The 22132-nt window shown below is 42.0% G+C and carries 16 protein-coding genes; all 16 read right to left on the bottom strand.

Features of this window, described 5'->3' with window-relative positions; all coding sequences use genetic code 11:
* Nucleotides 1-1266: 1266 nt before the first annotated feature.
* On the bottom strand, nucleotides 1267-2187 hold the full coding sequence (locus tag DW640_RS17890) for an endo-beta-N-acetylglucosaminidase family protein (protein ID WP_048696603.1): 921 nt from the start codon (nucleotides 2185-2187) through the stop codon (nucleotides 1267-1269).
* 196 nt (nucleotides 2188-2383) lie between these two features.
* Nucleotides 2384-3910: a BT_3987 domain-containing protein gene (locus DW640_RS17885; RefSeq protein ID WP_048696605.1), complete on the bottom strand. Its 1527-nt coding sequence runs from the start codon at nucleotides 3908-3910 to the stop codon at nucleotides 2384-2386.
* 27 nt (nucleotides 3911-3937) lie between these two features.
* The gene (locus DW640_RS17880) at nucleotides 3938-5260 is read right to left on the bottom strand and encodes a DUF1735 and LamG domain-containing protein (protein WP_048696608.1); all 1323 of its coding nucleotides are present in this window, start codon (nucleotides 5258-5260) and stop codon (nucleotides 3938-3940) included.
* A gap of 18 nt (nucleotides 5261-5278) precedes the next feature.
* On the bottom strand, nucleotides 5279-6262 hold the full coding sequence (locus DW640_RS17875) for a glycoside hydrolase family 18 (RefSeq protein ID WP_048696611.1): 984 nt from the start codon (nucleotides 6260-6262) through the stop codon (nucleotides 5279-5281).
* Between the two features lie 23 nt (nucleotides 6263-6285).
* Nucleotides 6286-7881: a RagB/SusD family nutrient uptake outer membrane protein gene (locus tag DW640_RS17870; protein WP_008763016.1), complete on the bottom strand. Its 1596-nt coding sequence runs from the start codon at nucleotides 7879-7881 to the stop codon at nucleotides 6286-6288.
* Nucleotides 7882-7894: 13 nt separating this feature from the next.
* Nucleotides 7895-11227: a TonB-dependent receptor gene (locus tag DW640_RS17865; RefSeq protein ID WP_008764985.1), complete on the bottom strand. Its 3333-nt coding sequence runs from the start codon at nucleotides 11225-11227 to the stop codon at nucleotides 7895-7897.
* Nucleotides 11228-11424: 197 nt separating this feature from the next.
* Complete coding sequence (locus DW640_RS17860; RefSeq protein WP_048696616.1) at nucleotides 11425-12411, bottom strand: FecR family protein; 987 nt, start codon at nucleotides 12409-12411, stop codon at nucleotides 11425-11427.
* 59 nt (nucleotides 12412-12470) lie between these two features.
* Nucleotides 12471-13022: an RNA polymerase sigma-70 factor gene (locus DW640_RS17855; RefSeq protein ID WP_008763018.1), complete on the bottom strand. Its 552-nt coding sequence runs from the start codon at nucleotides 13020-13022 to the stop codon at nucleotides 12471-12473.
* Nucleotides 13023-13208: 186 nt separating this feature from the next.
* Complete coding sequence (fucP, locus tag DW640_RS17850) at nucleotides 13209-14525, bottom strand: L-fucose:H+ symporter permease (protein ID WP_008763019.1); 1317 nt, start codon at nucleotides 14523-14525, stop codon at nucleotides 13209-13211.
* 17 nt (nucleotides 14526-14542) lie between these two features.
* The gene (locus DW640_RS17845; RefSeq protein WP_008763020.1) at nucleotides 14543-14935 is read right to left on the bottom strand and encodes an L-rhamnose mutarotase; all 393 of its coding nucleotides are present in this window, start codon (nucleotides 14933-14935) and stop codon (nucleotides 14543-14545) included.
* A 7-nt stretch (nucleotides 14936-14942) separates the two neighbouring features.
* The gene (locus tag DW640_RS17840; protein ID WP_117578783.1) at nucleotides 14943-16373 is read right to left on the bottom strand and encodes a rhamnulokinase family protein; all 1431 of its coding nucleotides are present in this window, start codon (nucleotides 16371-16373) and stop codon (nucleotides 14943-14945) included.
* Nucleotides 16374-16388: 15 nt separating this feature from the next.
* Nucleotides 16389-17027: a class II aldolase/adducin family protein gene (locus DW640_RS17835; RefSeq protein ID WP_008763022.1), complete on the bottom strand. Its 639-nt coding sequence runs from the start codon at nucleotides 17025-17027 to the stop codon at nucleotides 16389-16391.
* Nucleotides 17028-17136: 109 nt separating this feature from the next.
* On the bottom strand, nucleotides 17137-18912 hold the full coding sequence (gene fucI / locus DW640_RS17830; RefSeq protein WP_016267259.1) for an L-fucose isomerase: 1776 nt from the start codon (nucleotides 18910-18912) through the stop codon (nucleotides 17137-17139).
* A gap of 66 nt (nucleotides 18913-18978) precedes the next feature.
* Complete coding sequence (locus DW640_RS17825) at nucleotides 18979-19974, bottom strand: GntR family transcriptional regulator (protein ID WP_008763024.1); 996 nt, start codon at nucleotides 19972-19974, stop codon at nucleotides 18979-18981.
* Nucleotides 19975-20149: 175 nt separating this feature from the next.
* Nucleotides 20150-20704, bottom strand: a complete 555-nt coding sequence (locus DW640_RS17820) for a 30S ribosomal protein S16 (RefSeq protein ID WP_008763025.1) — start codon at nucleotides 20702-20704, stop codon at nucleotides 20150-20152.
* 108 nt (nucleotides 20705-20812) lie between these two features.
* Nucleotides 20813-22114, bottom strand: a complete 1302-nt coding sequence (locus DW640_RS17815; protein WP_117578787.1) for a Na+/H+ antiporter NhaC family protein — start codon at nucleotides 22112-22114, stop codon at nucleotides 20813-20815.
* Nucleotides 22115-22132: the final 18 nt, after the last annotated feature.

The following is a 22132-nucleotide window of genomic DNA, read 5'->3' as shown; positions in this document are numbered from 1 at the left end:
GGAATGCGTAGTATATATGTAGAATTTTAATTCTAATGTTTGAACCCTTTTGAAAGGAATAGGGCAAATTTCCTCCAAGTAACAATAATTATTTGATTATTTTTTATTAAATATAAATGTTAAATATATTGTAAGTAATGCGCGCTCCTCAGGAGGTGCCCGCGCTTTGTGTTGGGTACTTTTGGAATAACTTCCATTTAGTACCAATTTAGATTCTCTCATTTTTGGGTTCTTGGATAATATATACGTATTTTTTTATAATATAATATTGCTTGTTCTTATGAGGTAAATATACGTCATAGTTGTAAAAAATTGATATAATATCTGATTAAAAATAGGGACTTGTTGCTCTTTTGTATGATGTTTGCGATAAAATGTATTGAAAACTTGTATATTTTTAATACAATGTTATATTTATTGTTCGTAGAAAATGATAATGCTTGCTTATTGAAGGTTCTGTCTATTATTAATTTATGTTTAATAAAATCATAATTAGATCAAAACAGTCATGGAATTCTTTGTTTTTATTCCTGGTTTGGGAGATTGATACGTAGATTTACAGTATGGTTCTATGAAGTATGCTTAATAAATTGGTATAATGCTATATATCTTTTCTTATATTTATCAGGTTGGTTTAAAGCATTCTACCATATGAATTAATGAATTCTTGCCAGCTATTAGCCGCTTGTTGCTTATGTTTTATTCTGTTGCACTTGTGTAGCTACAGGGATGCATAACTGTAGCAGACTTGTTGCACAAGTCTGCCTGTCTGATTACTCCACTGTAACTTTATTGTTTCTTTATGATTGGATAGGGGGGAGTGAAAAAAGTGCAGTTTTCTTCTATGAAAAAGTGAAAAGTATATAGATGATTTTTGTAAACTTGTAGAAAAAAGAACTGTTTTTGGGGGTAAAGTGTTGATTAGTAGTGCTGTGACATTTTTGCTTTTCCCCTTATAATAATTAGATTAGATACAAAAATGTCACAGCATTCATCTGATTATCCTCGGTTGCTACTTCTCTTCTTTTTTTGCACGTAACTTTCCCTCCAGTTAATTATATGAGCGTTGGAAGAGTGAGTAGCTTCCGAAGGATATATTATCTAATAAATGTTGTATGAGTAATTCTTCACATGTTTCCTTTACTAAAAAGGAACATGTGAAGAAATACATTACTCTCTCACTTTAAACTACTTCCCCCTCTTTTGTTGAAAGAGGGAGAAGTGTATTTTAATACTTCATCAAGTGTGATGCTTTAAAGCTTTTGGTTAATAATTCTTTGGATAAGAATTACCGTCATAAGTACAAGTAGAATTGAAAGCTCCTTTTGCAACACCATTCAATACGCTTACGATATTGTTGGCTCTAAGGTCATAGTAACCGATAGCACCATAACCTTTATTTGCAACTTGTGTTGCATAAATTTGGGCACTACTAGCAGATGGGGCACTGTTAAGGTTGATGGTATAAGGTGCCCATTTGCTATTCGGCATGCCAAAACCTGTACTCCATGATGCAGAGTTAAAGTATGCATAAATACCATAGTTAATATAACTATTTACGTTTGTAAGCTCATAGGCATAGCCGTAATTGAAAGCTGTAATAGTTTTGTTTGGCATTTTGTTGTGGAGCGCAGTAATCAAATTGGAGAAAGAGCCTGTACTTCCAGATGGATAACCATTTCTTCCGTATTCAGCCCATTCGTCGTCAAAGTCTACACCATCTAATCCATATTGACTAACAGCATTGGCAACGGCGGTAGCAAACTGTTCAGTCTGAGCTGAATTCATGTTTGCGAATCCGAGTCCTGTATGGTCACCTAATAGACCGAGTAAAACTTTGATACCTTTGTCTTGAAGAGGCTTAATCAGAGTGTCTTTGTGGTCCAAAATGTACTGTACATTTGGATTGTTATATAAAGTAGCGTCTGAGCCTACACCTCTTATGTTGGCAGCGAACAGAATTACATAATCGAAAAATGGAGCATCATCCATAATATATGACCCTGCATTAAGAGGATTGATATCATTTACTTCAATATAAACGATGTTTTTAATACCTGTGCCCGAACGGGTGACTACTTCAGATTGATTATTATCTGATTGGTTTACTGGCATTTCTTCTTGTGAGCATGCGCAAAATGCAAATATAGCGATAGATGACGCTAAAATTTTATACAAGTTTTTCATAATGTAAATTTTAAAATTGATTTAATGATTTTTCTTTTCTTATAATCAATGCGGAAGACATGTCTTTGGCATTGATAGGATACGTGTTTGGTGGAAGTTCCTCCTTCATAGTCTGATTTTTATGCGTAAATATTCTGCATCTCCTTTCTCAGTTTGTCCATATTCACAGATGCTTTATAAATATGAATGTTATATCTTAATAATCTTTAGGCATGAGAAGATCATGAATGTTGAGGTATTGATTATTTGGAGAGTTAATACCTGTTACAAAATATTCTTTTTCCATATCACATAAGTTACAGATAGCACCATAAGCCATATAAGTCGGTGCATAAGATTCCGTTCCTGCACTAACATAGTCTACTCTATTTACTACAAATACATGGTTTATTCCAGCGGTTATCATTGGTGAGGGTTGAGTAAACATTTCTATCACTTGATCTAAAATATTAGTTTGTTCACTTGATATATGTATATCAGTGTTCAAAGCTCCCCATTTTTCTTTGTTTAATCCTGCAATAGGACGTGTCCATTTTTCAGGAGTACTCCAAGGATCAATAATTGTGTTCAATTGATCACACCAAGCATAATCTACAAGTTCTCCTAATTTCAAATTAGCGTCATTAGTAATCCCTTCCGGAGATTCAGAAGTTTGTGTATAGGTTATGATCTTGTTTCCTAGCTTATCTCGTAGAGATTCTACGAATTTGCATAGATTGTTTGAGTAATTAATGTTTTCATTACTTTCTTCATAGGAAAAATTAGCATCATATAGATTGACTCCATCTAAATGATATATATCAATCATTTGTTTTATTCTTTCTACAAATATCATCATTTCTTTTTCTCCCAGATTGGAAAACCCAATTCCTTCTCCGGCTCCCTTAATGGCAAGGCAAACTTTGTGGTCTAACTGTTGTAATGGTACAATGTACTTCTCACGTTTTTTTAGTACGTATGCCAGATCATCTTTTAGATATAAGGATGGCAACTGATTATCGTCTGCCTTGACGGTAGCGAACTGTAGGTTGATTATATCGAATGGATTGTAGTAATCTACTTCTGGTGATGAAAGAGACATAGATTCAAAATAGAGCTTGTTGAGCAGTAGAGGATTGGTGAATTCGGGATCTACCCCTGCTATCTGAATGAAGTTTTTCTTTATAGCGTTATATTCGGCAGGAGCCATTCCCCATACATTAATTATATAATATAATGTTTTGCGTTCACTAGATATGGCCGGGGAACTATTGTTCTCTTCTACTGTCAGAGGGAGCACATAAATAACAGAATCTTCTATGGCTTCATCATATTTGAAAGCAATAGAGACAGAGTTTGACTGCTGTTCTCCTTTCTCTATTGTCATTTTTCCACTGTTACCTAAATCTACGTATTCTGTAGGATACAGAGGGTAATTCGTTCCGTGCTTCGAATTGAAGTCCAGTACTTTCGATTCGTCTACTTTTACGGTATAATTTCCTGTTTGTGAAGCCGGTTCTGTTAAGCTGATGTGAAATTGATCGCTCAAACTGGCATGGTCCATGTTTATCTGTGGGTTTTCCATCGCATAATTATCGCTTTGTAATATACCCATAGAAAGACCTATACCTCCGGTTTCGGGGAATGTACCGGCATCGATATTAAGATCGTTATTTTCGCAGGCAGTCCCAATAAAACCTGCCGCAAATGCCAGAATCAGTATATGTTTCAATATTTGTTTCATATTTTGATTTTTATAAGTTTCTCATTTCTAATCTTCCCTATTCACTTGCGGAACTTCTATGCCGCTTGGCCATAGTTCCTCATTTTTTACGTCATATTCTTCTTTGCTATTGAAATCTTTCCAATAACGAACAATGTGTGCATCGTTATGATATTTGGAGTAATCCTTGATATCATTGCCGCTTCCTTCATTGAATTTCCAGTAAGCAGCGAGGTGTGCTTCATTTTCCGGATCTTCAATGTCGTACATGTTTTTCCAGATTTCCTGTTGTGTACGTGCTACATCCCAGATACGTGCCTCACAGACATTACCGTTAAGTTGACGGTCGATAAGCCAGCGGTCATTATAAGAACGTCCTATGTAGAAAAGCCAGTCACCATCGCTTGCACCGGGAAAACTTTCCTGTTTGCGGTTGGCAAGTTTTATTTCGGAGAATTCGCTGTTGCCATAGTTAGTGCTTCGGCTTTGTTCTTTTCCATTGACGTAGAAAATAATTGTTTTGGTGGCAATGTCGTACGTTAGTGCGAGATGGTACCATTCATTTTCTTTCAGTAATTTGGCTTTGTTGGCTTCGGGGAACTTTCCTGCCGGAGTCTGTATCTGCAACTGTTGACGTGGGAAGCCTGCATCGCCTGCCCGGAAACAGAAATATTGCTCGATGCCCATCAGACTGGAAATGTCTGTATTGGCTTCGTCGAAATTGGATATACGGGTGATTATTTCAAAGGTGACAGCCTTCAAATTGTTCAGATGAGCAGCATTGCCGGCAGGCTCTGTTCCCCATTTGGGTACATAGAATCCGGGAACTTCGACGTAGCAATAGCGTAAGTCAACAGCGGTAGTGATGGCGCTGGAGCGTTTCACTATATACCAGTAGGTGGTTGAGCCATCCAATAGGCCTACACCTTGTGCGGAATTAAGAGACACTGGGCAGAGATATGCTTTATCAATCTCCAATTCTGTCAGGTTTTCAAAATAAATATGTAACGGAGCTGAATTGATTTTGCCTGCGCGTATTGTCATTTCGTTGCTCTCCAATCGGTAATGTTTGGCCGGCAATATATCATAGCTGGTATTATTGCGTGAGTTGTAGGCTTCTACTTGTGAAGGGTCAACTGTTACGTTGACCGTAACATCAGTACCAGCAGGATATGCCAGCCTGGCTGTGAAGCTCTTTTCGCGCTGAATAATCGTTTTGTTGAATGTCATAGTCTCCGACGTTTTACTTTCGGCTACACTTAAATAGACACCGTTGTCGAAGGGGGCGCTTTTACTATAATCGGCATTGTCGCAAGCAGTGACAGCAAGTAACAACATGAAAATTGCGAATCGTATTTTTTGCTTTTTCATCTTAGATTCCTCCTGTGTTTATTTTAAAGGTGAAGGGTTTAAAGTCTGTATGGCACCACGTGTCTCCTTATAGGTGATGTTAGCATGCGAATAATCTGCAGCGACATTCTGTATCATTAAGCCGCCGATAGGCCCGCAGTCTATTACCTGTATGGCGAAGAAAGGCACTTGTGAGACAAGCCCGTCATTATTGTCTGTAGTCATTAGCTCCGGATCGCCGGTAATGAGCAGCTTGTCCGAGGGAATACCTGCATAATAGATAGCTTCATTAATCAGAAGACGTAACTGGCTGGCATTTTTAGAGGAAGTAGTATTGAGTACGTAGCGGGTGAATACATCCCGGTTCGCTTCGGGAATAAAAAGTGGATTACTTTCCAGAAAAAAGATTTTTCCATTTTTTGCTAACGGTGTAATCTTGTCAAGCAGTAACTGACGCATCTCGGCTATACTTGCATTGACTGCTGCGTTATTACCAAGTCCGATGTCACCGGTGTAGGAGATTGAGGCTCCGTCAAGTCCATTGTCGTTAATGGCGGATACCATTTGTTCTAAAGCGGGAGTCAGAAGTGTTTTGATTTCTTGTCCTGAACTTTCTGCATTCTCTTTGATACTGGTCAGGTTGAAACTAAAAAGAATCTTTGTTGCAAAATTAGTCTGCAATACAGGAATGTCTTCCAGATCGGCTGAATTAAGTGTTACCGCATTTTCCAGAATGACGGCATCAATGCTATCCGGCATCGAACGAAGAAAGTCTTTTTCTCCGTCTCCGCTATGTCCATTGTCGAAGCGTACACATACGGCATAGTGTTTGCGACTTTTATAGTTGCGAACAGCTTGTGTGTAACGGGCATATAGTTCAGGGTTCTGACCATCGGGGGTAGTTACTCCGTAGTCCACCTGTTCCGTTTCGGTCCAATCGTCACACGATATCCATAGACAGCCTGCACCAATCGTGAGAGTGACGACGGTAAGGAAACTGAATATAAGGTTTTTATTTTTCATATTATCTTAGTTTTTAAAGATTCTTACTTGTTTGCTTTACGATCCCACCATACATGGGTACCACCGGTATCTCCCCCCTGATTATTACTACTTTCCTTTATCAATACATTAATGGCATTGTTAAGGTGGAAAGAATTCTGGGTGTATTCTTCGTTGGGATACATGAGTCGGCGCATGCCGGCTTCGGTACTAACATTGCGGCCTTTGTTCACGACAACAGGCAATAATTTGGGATATCCGGTACGCCTGTGTTCACTCCATGATTCAATGCCGTTGGGGAAAAGTGCAATCCACTTTTGGGTAATGATACGTTCCAAATTCTCTTCGAATGCCTGTTCTCCCATTTCATTCCATTTTACTGTAATGTTGGCGGGGCTACCTGTGCTATACGAACCTAGCGGGTCAGTATAGCCACTTGGAGAGGCTATTGAATTCAGGTAGTCTTCCGCTCCGCTGGCTCCATGTTCTTCAAAAGAAAGCTTAACCCCTGTTTCGTAGAAATCTTTGGCTTCACCGCCCATATTCCATTTGCGTAATGCTCCTTCGGCTCGCAGGAATGCTACTTCGGAGGCAGTCATCCATACATAAGGATCGCTGGCGGTCATCAAACGATTGGAGTACGATGTTATCATGTCGTCATCAGAAAATGGTGAATTTATGCCGATACGCATGCCGTAATAACCTTCCTGGTCGTTATTCTTCACCTTGGTAAAATATTTATCCCGACGTGGGTCTGCATAACCATTCATGTAACAGATGATATCGGCTCCTACACGATAGTCTTTCCAATCGTTGAAGCAGAGTGCTGAGCGATTTTCTGCTACATGGAATAAGGCATTGTCGTCGTTCTTTTCGATCACTCCTGCCGTTACGGCTTTCTCGGCAATGCTTTGGGCTTCGGCAGCCATATCGGTGTAGCATAGGCGCATAGCCATGCGTAGTTGTAGTGAATGGAGAAAAAGGCGCCATTGTTGTAGTTTTCCGTAGTAGACATCATCCAGCTTTTCAAATCCGCTATTGCCTTCTGTCATGTTGTCTTCAAGTGCCTGATCGGCTTCTTCAAGTTCTTGAAACATACGCATGTAGACATCTTTCTGTGAATCGTAAGCCGCATTCAGTCCATCGCTTTCAGAACCTTCTCCGGATACTAACACTTTGCTATAGGGGATAGGGCCGTAAATGTCCGTCACGCGTTGCATGATAGTTACTCGTAGCAGTTTGGCTAATGCAAGGGCTACAGGGGCATCTTCATGTTGTAAAACTGCATAATATTTAGGATATGTTTCTGATATAACATCTGTAAATGGTGCCTTCAACCAGTCGGTTTTAGGATTATAGGTAGAGTATTTCTCCAGCCATCCGGTACGTGTTTCACCGAAATATCCTGCATAAGAACCACCACACATGGCTTCCATGAATTGGTAAAGATGCTCTTGTGCAGGTATTACTAAGCCTTGCAGGCCTCTGATAGTGGAGCCGAGGTCGTAGTTTTCACGGCCGATTTCTTCGCTGTCCACTTCGTATTTATTACGGTTCATGTCCGTATCCATGCAACTTCCCAAAGGTAGAAGCAGGCAGGCTGAACATGCTGCTATCAGCATATATCGCAGGTTTTTCATAAATTTCATGGTTTTAGAAGTTAAACTTAACATTAAACCCGATGTTGCGGGTGCTCGGCATCATGAAGTAATCTATCCCTTGATAATAGTTGCTGGTAGTAGCGACTGATTCGGGATCGAAAGGTGCTTTGCAATAAATCATCCAGAGATTACGTCCTACCAAAGACACGTTGATATCACATATGTTTTTCAACCAACGGCGGGGAATAGTATATCCGATATGTGCTTCTTGCAGGCGAATATTAGTCGCGCTGTAAGTATAGTATTGCGGGAGTCCGCTGGAACTACCAATTGTCTCGTACCATTGCTGGGCATTGATCATAGTGCGTCCGTTGATAACTACACCACCTGCGTCGCGGGCTTTTGCACTGGCTTCAGATACTCCGTATTGGTCGAGAGCTGCTTGCGTGGCAGAATAAACGATACCTCCCAACCGGCAGGAAAGCAGGAAGCCGGCAGAAACACCTTTGTATGTGAACTCGTTACTGAAAGCAAAGTTGGCTTTAGGTAACACGCTTCCCAATTTGATCGGTTCTACGTTGGCATCTTTGGCCAAAGCACCATTGGCGTCCATCTCAATATAACCTTTGTCATTACGTACAAGGTCGGCTTTAGAGTAGAGGTCGCCCAAAGTTCCGCCTTCTTTCAAGATGAAACGTGAATAGCCCAAGCCATTCATTTCAAGTTCGGGTATATTGAGTATCTTGCCTGTCTCGGGGTGATGGAAGTCTTTTACTAATTCAATAATCTTGTTTTTATTCCATGAGAAAGTAAAATTGCTATTCCAGCCAAATTCATTCCAGCGGTGTCCGTAGCTCAACATTCCTTCCATACCCATATTGCGAACGTAACCTGTTTGAACGTAGAATTTGGAGTATCCGAAGGAAGCGGATATTTTGGGGTCGAAGGTTTGGTTATAAGTATTGGCATAGTAGAATGAAGCACTTAGGCGAAGGTCTTTGAAGAAAGTGGCGTCTAAGCCGGCTTCCCATGAATCCGTACGTTCCGGATAAAGCTTACCGATAGGATAATGTGTTTTGGGTAGCCATCCTAATATCGTGGTATCATATTTATAAGTTGGGATAGTCAGGAATCGAGGGTAGGGCATACCTACGGAACTGAATGATCCGCGTACTTTCAAATAATCAATCCATTCGGGGAGCTTGACCATTTCGCTGATCACGCCGGAAAGTCCGACGGAGGGATAGAAGAAAGAGGTTTGTGACGAACCCAGTAATTGTGAAGCCCAGTCGTTACGTCCTGTTAAAGTAAGATAGAGCATACTCTTCCATCCCACTTCCGCACTTGCAAATATGGATTGGGTCATTTCTTCCCATCCTTCTTGTGTGGCGCGTTTCTTTGTGTTATCAAGGTCGAATACGTTGAATACATTAGGTATTCCTTTTTCCTGTATCGGACCGTTGTAGCCTAGCATATCATAGCTGTTGTCGCTTAATGATGTACCAATATTGGCTACGATAGTGAAGTCGCCCACTCTCTTGTTAATATTTACAAGAAAGTCAGCGTACGTCTGGCTGTTTCCACTCTTTTCTATGCCGTAGTATCCTTGTTCGCTACCTTCGGTAAGTGTAGTGATGGTACTTGCATAGTATTTTTGCTCATACGTGTTGTTTGAATTATCTATGCGGATGCGTCCTGATAAACTTAGCCAGTCGAGTACGTCGTAAGTTAATCCTGCAGAGAGCATATAACGTTTTTTACTGTTTTCACGTAGATTACGATAGGCTATCCAATAAGGATTCTGCATGCGGAGGTCACCTTCGCCCGATGGCCAGAACTGTTCGTTGATTTTGCGAGCTTCGTTGTAGCGTTCAAAGACCTTGACTGTAGAGAAATTATCACCACGCGGATAAAGGTAAGCAGGAACTAAAGGATTGGAATACTGTCCCTGATTAGTCATATTACGGTCGTTTTGCAGGATGTAGCTGGCTCCTACGTCTAGTTTCATCTTGTCATTGAGGAAACTTGTAGTGTTGCGGAAAGTAAAATTATATCTGTTATACCTATTGTTGGGAATCATTCCGTCGGAGTTCAGCGCAGCGGCAGAGAAGAAAGTCTGGTTCTTTTCCGTACCGGTGGATAAAGTGACTGAATTGTTGTAAACAGCTCCTGTTTTTAGAAAGTCGTTGGGGTCGTAGCCAGGACTGTTTCCCATCTTCGGTCCCCAGCTCCATACGGTGGAACCGTCAGATTTACCGTTACTTCCTGTCCCGTAACGGTTTTGAAACTTAGGCATTACGAATGGTTTCAACCAGTCGATGCCGGTAGAAACACTGGCCTGTAATTTCCCTATTTTCCCTTTTTTTGTAGTGACAATAATAGCTCCATTTGCAGCATTGCTACCATAAAGGGCGGCTGCGGCTGCTCCCGTAAGAACGGACAGACTTTCGATGTCATCCGGATTGAGGTCGGCAATACTTTCCGTCTCTCCTTTTGAACCAAATTCTGTGCTGCCACCACCTCCGAAGTTATACATAGGTATACCGTCGATTACATAAAGTGCATTATTACTCTTTTCGATGGATTTTGTACCGCGCATCACTACTTTGCTGGCACCGCCGACACCGGAAGAACTGCTATTGATAATGACACCTGCTACCTTGCCACTCAAGCTGTTGACGAAGTTGGCGTCTTTGATTGTAGTCAATTGATCGCTCTTGACTTGTTGTACATTGTAACTTAACGCTTTTTGTTCGCGTTTGATACCTAAAGCGGTGACTACCACTTCGTTCAGTTGTTTAGTATCACTTGCCAATCTTATTTCGTAGATATTCTTATCTGTTATTTTTACAGTTTGAGGTGTATATCCCACGTAAGTGAAGCTTAATGTGCTGCCTTGAGGAGCCATTATATTGAAATTACCATCAATGTCGGTGATTGCACCTTCAGAGCTTCCTTCTACTTTAATATTCACTCCGATCAGTGGCTCATTATTTTCATCGATTACTATTCCACTTACTTTTTTTGTAGGAGTTTCTTTAAGTTTCTTGTCGGGAATAATCATGATATACTTATCTTTGAACTGATAAGTAAATCCACTTCCCCGAAGGATTTGCGAAAGGGCATATTCAAGTGTCGCTGCTTTTAGGTCAAGATTTAAAACAGGCTTGTTTTTCAGTTGCGAATCATTGTATCCGACAGAATAATCGGATTGTTTTTCTATTTCCTTAAGTGCCTCGATAACAGATATATTTTTCTTCTGAATCGTGATCTTGGCACTATTTTGTGCAAAGGAGGGTGTTTGCATCATCAACAAACAGAAAAAAAGTAAAAAACTTCTTCCCTTTGCGGTTTGATCTACTATAAATTCATAAATTTGTAGCATTTTCTTAGTATTAGGTTATTAACTAAATTATTTCACGGTAATTGAATAGAGTAAAACTCTAATATTGAGAATTTTGATTTCATATCCGGGATAGAGTTAGGGCTCCGTTCCGGATACTTTTTTGCATGAGTCTTTAGTGGTTAAAAAGGTTATTATATTGTTGTTTTTTTACTGTTTTTCTTTTGGGATGATACCCGTTACTTGGGGATTAAGTAACAGCGGTCTCCTTTTATCTTATAGTCCATTTGACCTACTACATTTACTATCACATCCATTACCTCAGATAGTGGTGCCTGGTCTTTAAACCTGAAACTGTATCTGTCGTCTTTCAGCGTTTTGAGCTGATACTCGAATGTATAAGGATATTTACGTTCAAGGATTGTGATGATATCTTTGACGGACATTTCTCTGAACACAAGTTCTCCACGTTGCCAGGCGGTAACTTCTTTCATGTCCGGATGGTCCAGGCTATGGTAATGAGTATTTTTGTTATAAGCCAACTGCTCATTCGGTTTTAGAATCACCTGCGATTTTAAATCATTGTATTCTACCAATACGCTTCCTGAAATCAATGTGGCTGCCAACACCGGATTTTCCGGATAAGCTGAAATGTTGAACTCCGTACCCAAAGCTGTCACCTGAAAATCATTGGATTTGACGATGAACGGATGTTTCTTATCCGGTTTGACTTTAAAGTTGGCTTCGCCGATTAAAAATACGCTACGGTTTTTCCCGGTAAAGTTTTGCGGATATAAAAGTGTACTTTGTGAGTTCAGCTGTACCTGAGTTCCATCGGGTAAAGTGAGAGTCCTTATTTCAGCAGTAGGAATATATTGTTGAATAAGGTTCTCTTCTGCATCTTTACCGATGGTAGAAAGGTAAACCGAAGATGCGGCCACTATAAAGAAAACCGCAGCGACAGCCTGCCACATACGAATCGGTCGGATTGTTCTTTTTCGTTGTATGGGAGGTATTCCGGCATTCTTTTTCAAAAGTTCATAAGACTCCTGCATATCGGTTGCGGTTCCCCGTTTATGAGCCTCATCCCATAATTTTTGTAATGCTTCGTCTTTTTCGGAAGTATGCTCTTCATCTACCAGCCACTTGTAGAAGTCTTGCTGAGTAGATTCCGGATAGTCATTTCCGGTGAATAATGTTATTATTTTCTGAAAGTAATTCTTCATATTGAGGTATTAATGTTATAACTGTTATATTAATACTTCAATTAACTAAGGCAGCTTACTTAAGGGAGTAGCAGAAAAAATGCAAAAAAGATGATTTTTTTCATTTCAAGCAGAGTTAAGTAGATATGATGTTCCACTGTTCGTCTCGAAATATTTAGTTTCTCGGCTATTTCAAGATTGCTCATATGCTTGAAACGACTCATTTCGAAAATCATTCTGCGTTGTTCCGGGAGACGTTCGAGAACTAATTTGATGATTAGTTGCGCCTCTTTATAATAGATGGGGTTGAGTGTATCTTCTGATTGGAAAAGTTCGTCGATGAGAGTTTTTTCTATAATTTTCTCCTGATAAGCCAATTCTACTTTTTTGTGTTTGATAAAATTGAGAGTTGTACTTTTAGTAAGAGTATAGATATAAGGAGTCGGATTAGGAACTTCTGCCCATAATTCAGGCTTAGTCCATAGTTTAGTGAAAACATCTTGGGTAATATCCTTCGCGTCTTCTTCGGATTTAAGCAGCATTAGGGCGAAATATTTCACTACTGAATAATACTTCGTGAATATTGTTTCGAATTGTTGCGCTAAAAGTCTTTCGTCTTGATCTGGGGTCATCGGGTTAACAGATTATTGAAATCGAAAGACAAATGTAAACAAATTAAATTAAGATACGAAGAAAAAAGGAATAGTTTATAAAAAAGAAAAAAGATAGTGACACCATCCGGTCCGGATAGTGTCACTATATGAGTGGGATGCTGACACTATCGCAACAGGATAGTGTCACTATCTTAAAGTTAGTTTTTACCAGTTCCTTTTCACTGTACGGTAGCCATAACCGATGATTACCAGGAAACAAATGAATGGCAAAATGAATGATACATTGACAGCCGGCATGGAAGCTATCTCTTTCATGTCAATAATGCTTGCTTGCAAGGGAGGAAGTATGGAACCTCCCAAAATGGCCATAATCAGACCGGCTGCCCCGAACTTGGCATCGTCTCCCATACCTTTCAATGCAATTCCGTAAATGGTAGGGAACATCAAAGACATACAGGCGGAAACTGCTACCAGACAATACAGTCCGAAGATATTCTGAAGGAAGATCGTTCCTAATGTGAAAATGCCTCCGAAGATGGCAAGGATCATGAGCAACTTCCCTGCATTGAGATAGCGCAGAATGAAAGTACAGATAAAGCGGCTGATACAGAAAATAACCATCGCTACGATATTGTATTGCTGGGACAGAACTTCCGCACTTTTTTCATCCATGCCATATTCCGGCGACATAAACAGGCGTGTACCATACTGAATGATAAAGGTCCAGCACATAATCTGAACACCCACATAGAAGAATTGTGCTATTACACCTTCCCGATAGCGTGTCTGGGTGAAAATACGTTTTAGCGTAGGAAAGAAATCTATTTTGTGATTCTGATCTCCATTCTTGGGCATTTTTACAAATCGTATCAGAAGCAGCATCGCCAGAATAACGAGTCCGATAGTGAGATAAGGAGCTATCAATACGGCAAGATCGCTTTCCTTGATGGCCTGAAACTCACTGTCGTTCAGTAAAGCGCGTTCATCAGTGCCCATCGGGTGCAGTTTAGCCTGAATAAATTGCATCGCCACGTACATTCCGAGCAGCGATCCCATTGGATTGAAAGACTGGGCGAGGTTCAGACGTCTTGTAGCTGTCTCTTCCGTTCCCATAGAAAGTATATAGGGGTTGCAACTGGTTTCCAGAAAGGAGAGTCCGCAGGTCAGAATAAAGTAAGCGATCAGAAACGGGTAATACTCTCCTGTCATCTTGGCGGGAAAGAATAAGAAGGCTCCGAAAGCATACAGGCCGAGTCCTAACAATACTCCGGCTTTATAAGAGAATTTGCGGATGAACATGGCGGCAGGGAAAGCCATGGCAAAATATCCACCGTAAAAGGCTACCTGAACCAGTGCCCCGTCGGTAGCGCTCATCCGGAAAATTTTGGAGAATGCCTTTACCATCGGGTTGGTAATATCGTTCGCAAATCCCCACAGTGCAAAGCAGGAGGTAATAAGTATGAATGGAATAAGATAGCTGACGCCATCCTTTGAGATAATAGACTGCTTAGTGTGTTTCATGGTAATTTCTTGTTATTTTAGGTATTATATAAATGGAACATTCTCTCCATGGGTCTCCATTTCTCAGCGGAACTCATTCCCGGAGCGGCCTGCTGGAGGATGGACATGTATTCTTCCCATTCTTGTTGCCGGGGGAGAGTGTTCAGACGTGCCATGGCTGTGTCCCAGTCAAAGTCGACGGGTGCTTCGACGATCATGAACAAACGGGTGCCGAGAATGTAAATTTCCATCTCAAGGATACCAACTTCATGGATTCCTGCAAGGATTTCGGGCCAAACTTCTGCCTGGCTGTGTCTTTTCCGATATTCAGCTATTAACTCCGGTGAATCCCGTAGATCAAGAGTCTGGCAATATCGCTTGACAGGGACGTTGTAGGTTTTTACTTGATAGCCAGTTTGAGGTGTTTCCATATCTTTCTTATTTTTCAGGGTAATATACTTGTGGTGTAACACTGCGGCTTACTACTTCTCTGATTTCCCGGAGGCTGGATATTTCTCCTTTCGCCATTGCCTGAGTCAGGATATTCCCCATTGCTGTGGCTTCTACCGGTCCGGCATAAACAGGGATGCCGAGTGCGTTGGCAGTAAGTTGGTTGAGCAGTTTATTTTGTGAGCCTCCTCCGATAATGTTTAGCCGGTGAATCGGAGAGGGGAGACAACGATTGAGCTGTGCTACCGCCTCACGATATTTGGAGGCCAGTGACTGTAGTACGCATTTGACCATTTCTGCCTTGTTTCCGGGAACTTTAAGTGAATGATTCCGGCAGTAGTTCAGAAGGGCTGTTTCCATATTTTCGGGGTTCATGAACTCTGCATCGTCCACGGGAATAATCGTGTCAATTTCTGCGTCCGCAGCTTGCGGAAGAATCATATCATAACTTTGTTCTTCGCCACGTAGCTTCCATTCGCTCATCAAGCGTTGCAGAATCCACAGTCCGGTAATGTTTTGCAAGAATCGGATGTGACCGCCTACGCCTCCTTCATTGGTAAATTGAGCCAGTCTCGCTTCTTCCGTCAATATGGGTTCATCCACTTCGACTCCCAACAATGACCAGGTGCCGGAACTGAGAAAGGCTACTTGACCTTCAGTTGCCGGAACGGCAGCAACGGCACTGGCTGTGTCATGCGAGCCGACAGCGATAATGTCGACGGTGCCTAATCCTGTTTCACGGCCTATCTCTTCTTTAAGTGTTCCTCTGACAGTTCCCGGCAGAATAATTTCTCCGAATAAGTGTTCGGGGAGTCCCAAAGTACGGATGGTATCCATCGACCAGTTTCGTTGGTGTGCATCGACTAGTTCGGAGGTGGAAGCTATGCAATATTCATTATTGGCTACTCCCGTCAGGTAATAGCTGAAGAGGTCGGGCATAAAGAGAAGCCGCTGTGCAACTTCTAACAGTACGTCCTGATTCTGTTGCATGCTGTAAAGCTGAAACAGCGTATTGATAGGCATTACTTGTATGCCTGTGCAGGCGTAATGCTTTTGTGCATCCAGTATTTGAAATACCTTGTCCGGCATTCCGTCTGTTCGGGCATCCCGATAGCAGACAGGGTTGCCCAGTAAATTTCCTTTTTTGTCAATCAGGCCGAAGTCTACTCCCCATGTATCTATGCCGATTCCTTTGACATGATATCCCTTTTGTACAGCAAGTTTCAGTCCGGTTTTCATATCTTCGAACAGGGCGGGAAAGTCCCAGTAAACATGATTCCCGAGTTTAACCTGCCGGTTGGTAAAGCGGTGTATTTCTTCTAATTCCAGCTTTCCCTGGAGAAGGGAGCCGGCGATGACCCGACCGCTTCCTCCTCCAAAGTCTACTGCTAAATATGTGTTTCTTGTGGTATCTTTCATGGTATTCCCGGATACTTATTTGGTTTTCTTTCCTAATACGTATATTTCCAGGTCTTCTATTTCTTCCGGTGTCAGTACGGAGTAATCACCGCCGGACTGAACTATGATGCGGCAAGCCATTTCGAAGAAGGTAGCCCGTTCGTAAACTTGGTCGAAGTCTTTTCCGCATACTACTTGTCCGTGATTGGTCAGTAAGACGGAATTATGTTTCAGCATTGCTTCTACTACTGCTTTGGCTAATTCGGGAGATCCCGGCCGGTAGTAAGGAATCACGGGAATTTCCGACCCGACATGACAAGGTATTTCTGCCGTTACGTTGAAATTTGTCGGTTTGTTTTTCATGCAAGAGATGGCAGTGGCATATTCCGACTGGAAATGGAGTACTACATTTACATCCGGCCGTTCGCGGAGAACGCCAAGATGGAATGTGCTTTCCATAGATGGTTTTACGCCATTCGTCGGTGTACCGCTGGCTATATTACAGATAGAAACTTTTTCTTTGGCAAGGGTAGGGACCCATGAACCTGTACCCGAAATCAGTGCTTCTTCTCCGATTCTCCAGGAAAGATTACCGCTGCTGCAAAGCATTAATTTTGCGTCTCCGTAGCGGTGTGCCTGTGCCAGAAACAGTTCGATGTGTTCGTCAGTTATCATAGTGTTTTTATTTAAGCCGTCATATAGTGGAAGCTTGTGTTTGAAGACTGCTTCCACTATGATACGGCAAAGTTAAATTATTAAATCAAATAGGACGAAAGATTCTTGTTTATTTGTAGATAGGACCGTAAGTTGTACAAGCTCTGTAATCTGCTCCTTCTTTGTCCATACCGAATGCGTTCCATGCAGCCGGACGGAAAATTTCGTTTTCATCTACATTGTGCATGCAAACAGGGATACGAAGCATAGAGGCAAGCGTAATCAGGTCTTGTCCGATGTGACCGTAGCTGATGGCTCCGTGGTTAGCGCCCCAGTTGTTCATTACAGAATATACATCCTTGAAAGCGGATTTATCACACAGACGAGGAACGAACCACGTAGTCGGCCATGTCGGGTCGGTACGCATATTCAGTTTCTGATGGATTTCCGGATCAATCTCAACGGTCCATCCTTCTGCGATTTGCAGGACAGGGCCCAAGCCTTTGATCAGGTTCAGACGCATCATAGTAACAGGCATTCCACCTTTTGAAAGAAAGTTGGACGAGAAGCCGCCGCCACGGAAGTAATCGCGGTCTGCCGGATACCAGGTCGTTGCTTTGAGGCAGTTTTCTACGTCTGCATCAGTCAGATTCCATGGTTCTTTCATGACAGGATTTCCTTCTGCGTCTAATGACTGGCCGGAACCGTCGAGTGTTGTTGCACCGGAGTTGATCAGGTGGATGATACCGTTGGCTGCCAAGCCGGTCAGTTCTTTACCGGTTACACGTTTCACGGCTTCAGGGCTCCAATACGTACGTACATCAGAGAATATTTGTGCACGATTGGTCAGCAAGTGTCCGAACAGCATTGCTACACCGTTACAAGCATCGTTTTCGGTAGCCACTACGAATGCTTCACGAATACCGTTCCAGTCGAAAGAAGTGTTGAGCAATGCTTCCGGATAGTCACCGTTAGGATAAAAGTCTGTCCATTGGCGTTGTCCCTGGAAGCCGGCAGCGATAGCATTGTGTCCCAAAGCTTCTTCCTTGAATCCCATTTCTTTCAGTTTCGGGTTTCCGGTCATCAGGTCACGCATGATGATCATCATCTTCACGACAAATTCCCAGTCAGCATCTTTTTGTTCGCGGTTTTTGCGTTTCTCCGGGCGGTTTTTGAAGTCTTCTCCTTCATTTACTTTGCAGTATTTTTCAGTCCATGCCATTGCTTTGGCATATTCTTCGTGGTCATAGATACCTTCTTCCATGCGGCGGATGATTTCCGTCAGGTCAATTGACTCATTGCGCATTCCCAGATATTCCTGGAAGAAGTCGGGGTTGACAATAGAGCCGGCGATACCCATTGATACACTACCCATTGACAGATAAGATTTGCCTCTCATCGTTGCTACTGCCTGTGCGGCACGTGCAAAACGAAGAATTTTTTCCGCTACGTCTTCCGGAATTGTATTATCGTCGAGGTCTTGCACATCGCGTCCGTAAATACCGAATGCAGGGAGTCCTTTTTGTGCGTGTCCTGCCAATACGGCTGCAAGGTATACTGCTCCCGGACGCTCGGTTCCGTTGAAGCCCCAGACAGCTTTCGGGTAATGAGGATTCATATCCATTGTCTCCGCACCATAGCACCAGCAGGAGGTAACAGTGATAGTGGACCCAACGCCTTCTCTTTCGAATTTCTCTGCGCAAGCAGCGCTTTCGGCTACACGTCCGATAGTATTGTCTGCAATAACACATTCTACAGGACTTCCGTCACCGTTCTTCAGGTTGCTGCTGATTAACTCGGCTACTGCTTTGGCAAGATTCATAGTCTTTTCTTCAAGGCTTTCACGAACGCCGCCCTGGCGACCGTCGATAGTGGGACGAATCCCGATTTTCGGATACTTTTTCATGGTTTCTAAATTTTTATTTGGTGATTGAATTCTGTGCTGAACTGTGCTGTCAATACAGCAAAAAAATTACAGGGACTTTCGGAGTCTTACTTCAGTAGGCAGGTACTTTTGTATCGGGACATTGTTCAGGACAAAGTTTGCCGCTTCATTTCCCATCATCTCCCAATCAATACTCAATGAAGTAATTCCTTCGTCGATCACTTCGTAGGAAGGAATATCATTGTATGCCAACAGACCGAAATCTCTTCCGCATTTCAGTCCTTCCAGTCTTCCTTGTTTCACAACCTTCACTACATCTTGTTGCTTGATGGCTATGTAGACTACTCCTTTGCGTACGGTCAGATTCTCGATATCTTCCTGAATTTCGCATAAAAATCCTTGTTCCTCACAAAAACGGGTAAAATACTCTTTACTGCTTTGGGGATGCTTCAGATTTTTAGAGAATAACAGAACAAGTTGTGGGTAGTGCCGTAGTTTCTCCTTCAGCATGAGTAATGCCTGATAGAAAGCTTCATCAAAATCCTGACAGATATAAGAATACTTTTCTTTCTCGAATTTACCGAAGTCAAGAAGCAATAATTTTGTTGGATGAATCTTATTGAGAACCATACTGAATTTCTCATTATCGAAATTCATCACTATGTATTTATTATATTTCCCGACAGATTCGCGGATAATGGTATTGAAAAGCCGTTCATTATATTGATGAAACAGCAAGTCTACTTTGTAATTAATAGGCAGATGTTTGACGAAACTATTGTAAAGGGCTTCTTTAAAAGGAGTGTACTGGTCGAGCAGGAGCAGGACATTGGTCACCTGACTGGTTACATAATATCCTTTTCCCGGAGTGGAATCGATCAGTCCCCGTTCGCGCAAATCAAGAAAGGCCTTGAAAACGGTATCGCGTGATACTCCATATTCTGCACTTAACTGATTGATGGAAGGCAAAGAATCTCCTTCACGAAATTTTTTCATGGAAATCGCCTGGCTTAATGTATCCGCTAATTGCGTAACTTTGCTGGACTGTTGACCGAATGTTTTCTTTTTATCAGTTCGTCTCATACTGTTATAAGATAAATGACTGTGCTGAGCTATGCTGTTGCAAAGAAAAGAAATTTATTCAGAAGTAGAGAACTATTTTAATATGTTCTATAGCAGGAAATAAAAAAATCCCCTTCGGCGAACCGAAGAGGATTTATAGCTTTTTCCAAATGTCTTGTTAGGAACCTGCCGAAATTTATTCAGCAGCAGCTTCTGTTGCAGCAGCTTCTTCAGCCGGAGCTTCAGTTGCTTCTTCTGCAGGTGCTTCAGCAGCAGCTTTTTCAGCAGCTTCAGCAGCTTTCTTTTCAGCGAGTGCTTTTGCTTTCACTTCGTTGATCTTCTTTTCTGCTTCCAGACGTGCTTTAGCTTCAGCTTTCTTTTCTTCGTCTTGTTTAGCTTTCAAAGCAGCCAGACCTGACTGTTTGTTGTTCTTCCAAGCTTCGAATTTAGCTTCTGCTTCTGCTTCTCCGAATGCGCCTTTTGCAACACCGCCAAGAAGATGTTTCTTCATGTAAACACCTTCACGAGAAAGGATATTACGTACAGTGTCACTTGGTTGTGCACCTTTCAGTACCCATGCCAATGCAGCGTCGAAATTCAAATCTACTGTAGCAGGATTGGTGTTCGGGTTGTAAGTACCAATCTTCTCAATAAATTTACCATCACGTGGTGCTCTGCTGTCTGCAATTACAATTGAATAAAACGCGTAACTTTTACGTCCGTGTCTTTGCAATCTGATTCTAGTTGCCATTTTTAATAATTGTTTTTAATTAATGATTTGAATTATGCTACTAACTCGTAATAGCGGGCGCAAAGATACAGCTTTTCTTTTGATTGACAAATATTTCCTTTCTTTTTCTTATGAATACCTCCTCGGATATCGGAACAGGATAGCGAGCAGGGCACAGATCCCCATCGTAAACGGATAATAGAGATTGCCGATGATACTGATAGGAGAGATGTTGGCTAACCCTGCAGCAATCAGCATTTGTGCTCCATAGGGTATGATGCCTTGTATCAGACAGGAGAATGTATCCAGAATACTGGCTGTTTTTCTCCGGTCGAGATGGAATCTCTTTGCAATATCCTTTGCAATAGGTCCTGTGGTGATGATGGCAATCGTATTGTTGGCAGTGCATAGGTTGGCGATACTTACCAGAGCGGCGATGCTCAGTTCCGCACCACGCTTGCTGTTGACATGACGGGTCAGTTTTTTGATGATGAAATCAATACCTCCGTTATAACGGATTGTTTCGAGCATACCGCCTGCCAGTAATGTGATAATGATCAATTCACCCATGCCTGTGATACCCGTACCCATTGCCCCAAACCAATCGAATACGCCAAAACTTCCGGTAGCTATGCCGATGATACCGCTGGTCAGGATACCAATTATTAATACCAGCATCACGTTCATTCCGGCAATGGCTGTTCCCAGTACTATTATATAAGGTATGACTTTTATCCATTCAATAGTCTGTACTTGTGCGGGCGCAGTGATGGATAGTCCTTGAAAAATGTAGATTCCCAGTACGATAATCGCTGCCGGAACCACAATCATAGAATTTACCCGAAACTTATCACGCATCACGCATTCCTGAGTTTTGGTTGAGGCAATGGTCGTATCGGATATAAACGACAGGTTATCTCCAAAGAAAGAACCTCCGACAACGACTGCTACCATAAACGGAAGGGCGATATCTGTCTTTTCGGCCAGGCCGACAGCAACGGGAGTAAGGGCTACAATTGTCCCTACGCTGGTTCCGATGGATAATGAGATAAAACAGGCGGCAATGAATATCCCGGCCAATAGCAGATTATCAGGGAGGATATGCAGTGTCAGATTGACGGTTGCATCAATAGCTCCCATCTGCTTGGCGCTTTGTGCGAAAGCTCCGGCAAGGATGAATATCCATATCATCAGAAGGATATTCTTGTTGGCGGCTCCTACGGAGAACTGGTAGATTCGCTGGTCGAGCTTCAATCCTCGCGTAATGGCAATTGCGTAACAGGAAGACACGAGGAAAGCCACAGTGATGGGTACTTTATAAAAGTCATTAACAAGAATGGAAGTTACCAGATAAAGGCAGAGAAAGACGAGTAACGGACTCAATGCCCACCAGCTGCCATGACGTTCTTTATGTATTTTTTCTTCAGTCATAAATTGATATTGTGGTAT

The organism is Bacteroides sp. AM23-12 (assembly GCF_003434395.1).
GTDB classification, from domain to species: Bacteria; Bacteroidota; Bacteroidia; order Bacteroidales; family Bacteroidaceae; genus Bacteroides; species Bacteroides thetaiotaomicron.
Note: the sequence above shows the minus strand (reverse complement) of the source record. Positions and strands in the feature narration are given on the sequence as shown.

Excerpts from the sequence above, each read along its gene's own strand:
- DW640_RS17825 (WP_008763024.1), bottom strand. The coding sequence starts at position 19,974 with ATGAGACGAACTGATAAAAAGAAAACATTCGGTCAACAGTCCAGCAAA.
- DW640_RS17870 (WP_008763016.1), bottom strand. The coding sequence starts at position 7,881 with ATGAAAAACCTGCGATATATGCTGATAGCAGCATGTTCAGCCTGCCTG.
- DW640_RS17860 (WP_048696616.1), bottom strand. The coding sequence starts at position 12,411 with ATGAAGAATTACTTTCAGAAAATAATAACATTATTCACCGGAAATGAC.
- DW640_RS17845 (WP_008763020.1), bottom strand. The coding sequence starts at position 14,935 with ATGGAAACACCTCAAACTGGCTATCAAGTAAAAACCTACAACGTCCCT.
- DW640_RS17885 (WP_048696605.1), bottom strand. The coding sequence starts at position 3,910 with ATGAAACAAATATTGAAACATATACTGATTCTGGCATTTGCGGCAGGT.
- DW640_RS17890 (WP_048696603.1), bottom strand. The coding sequence starts at position 2,187 with ATGAAAAACTTGTATAAAATTTTAGCGTCATCTATCGCTATATTTGCA.
- DW640_RS17840 (WP_117578783.1), bottom strand. The coding sequence starts at position 16,373 with ATGAAAGATACCACAAGAAACACATATTTAGCAGTAGACTTTGGAGGA.
- DW640_RS17855 (WP_008763018.1), bottom strand. The coding sequence starts at position 13,022 with ATGACCCCAGATCAAGACGAAAGACTTTTAGCGCAACAATTCGAAACA.
- DW640_RS17865 (WP_008764985.1), bottom strand. The coding sequence starts at position 11,227 with ATGCTACAAATTTATGAATTTATAGTAGATCAAACCGCAAAGGGAAGA.
- DW640_RS17880 (WP_048696608.1), bottom strand. The coding sequence starts at position 5,260 with ATGAAAAAGCAAAAAATACGATTCGCAATTTTCATGTTGTTACTTGCT.
- fucI (WP_016267259.1), bottom strand. The coding sequence starts at position 18,912 with ATGAAAAAGTATCCGAAAATCGGGATTCGTCCCACTATCGACGGTCGC.
- DW640_RS17820 (WP_008763025.1), bottom strand. The coding sequence starts at position 20,704 with ATGGCAACTAGAATCAGATTGCAAAGACACGGACGTAAAAGTTACGCG.
- DW640_RS17875 (WP_048696611.1), bottom strand. The coding sequence starts at position 6,262 with ATGAAAAATAAAAACCTTATATTCAGTTTCCTTACCGTCGTCACTCTC.
- DW640_RS17835 (WP_008763022.1), bottom strand. The coding sequence starts at position 17,027 with ATGATAACTGACGAACACATCGAACTGTTTCTGGCACAGGCACACCGC.
- DW640_RS17815 (WP_117578787.1), bottom strand. The coding sequence starts at position 22,114 with ATGACTGAAGAAAAAATACATAAAGAACGTCATGGCAGCTGGTGGGCA.
- fucP (WP_008763019.1), bottom strand. The coding sequence starts at position 14,525 with ATGAAACACACTAAGCAGTCTATTATCTCAAAGGATGGCGTCAGCTAT.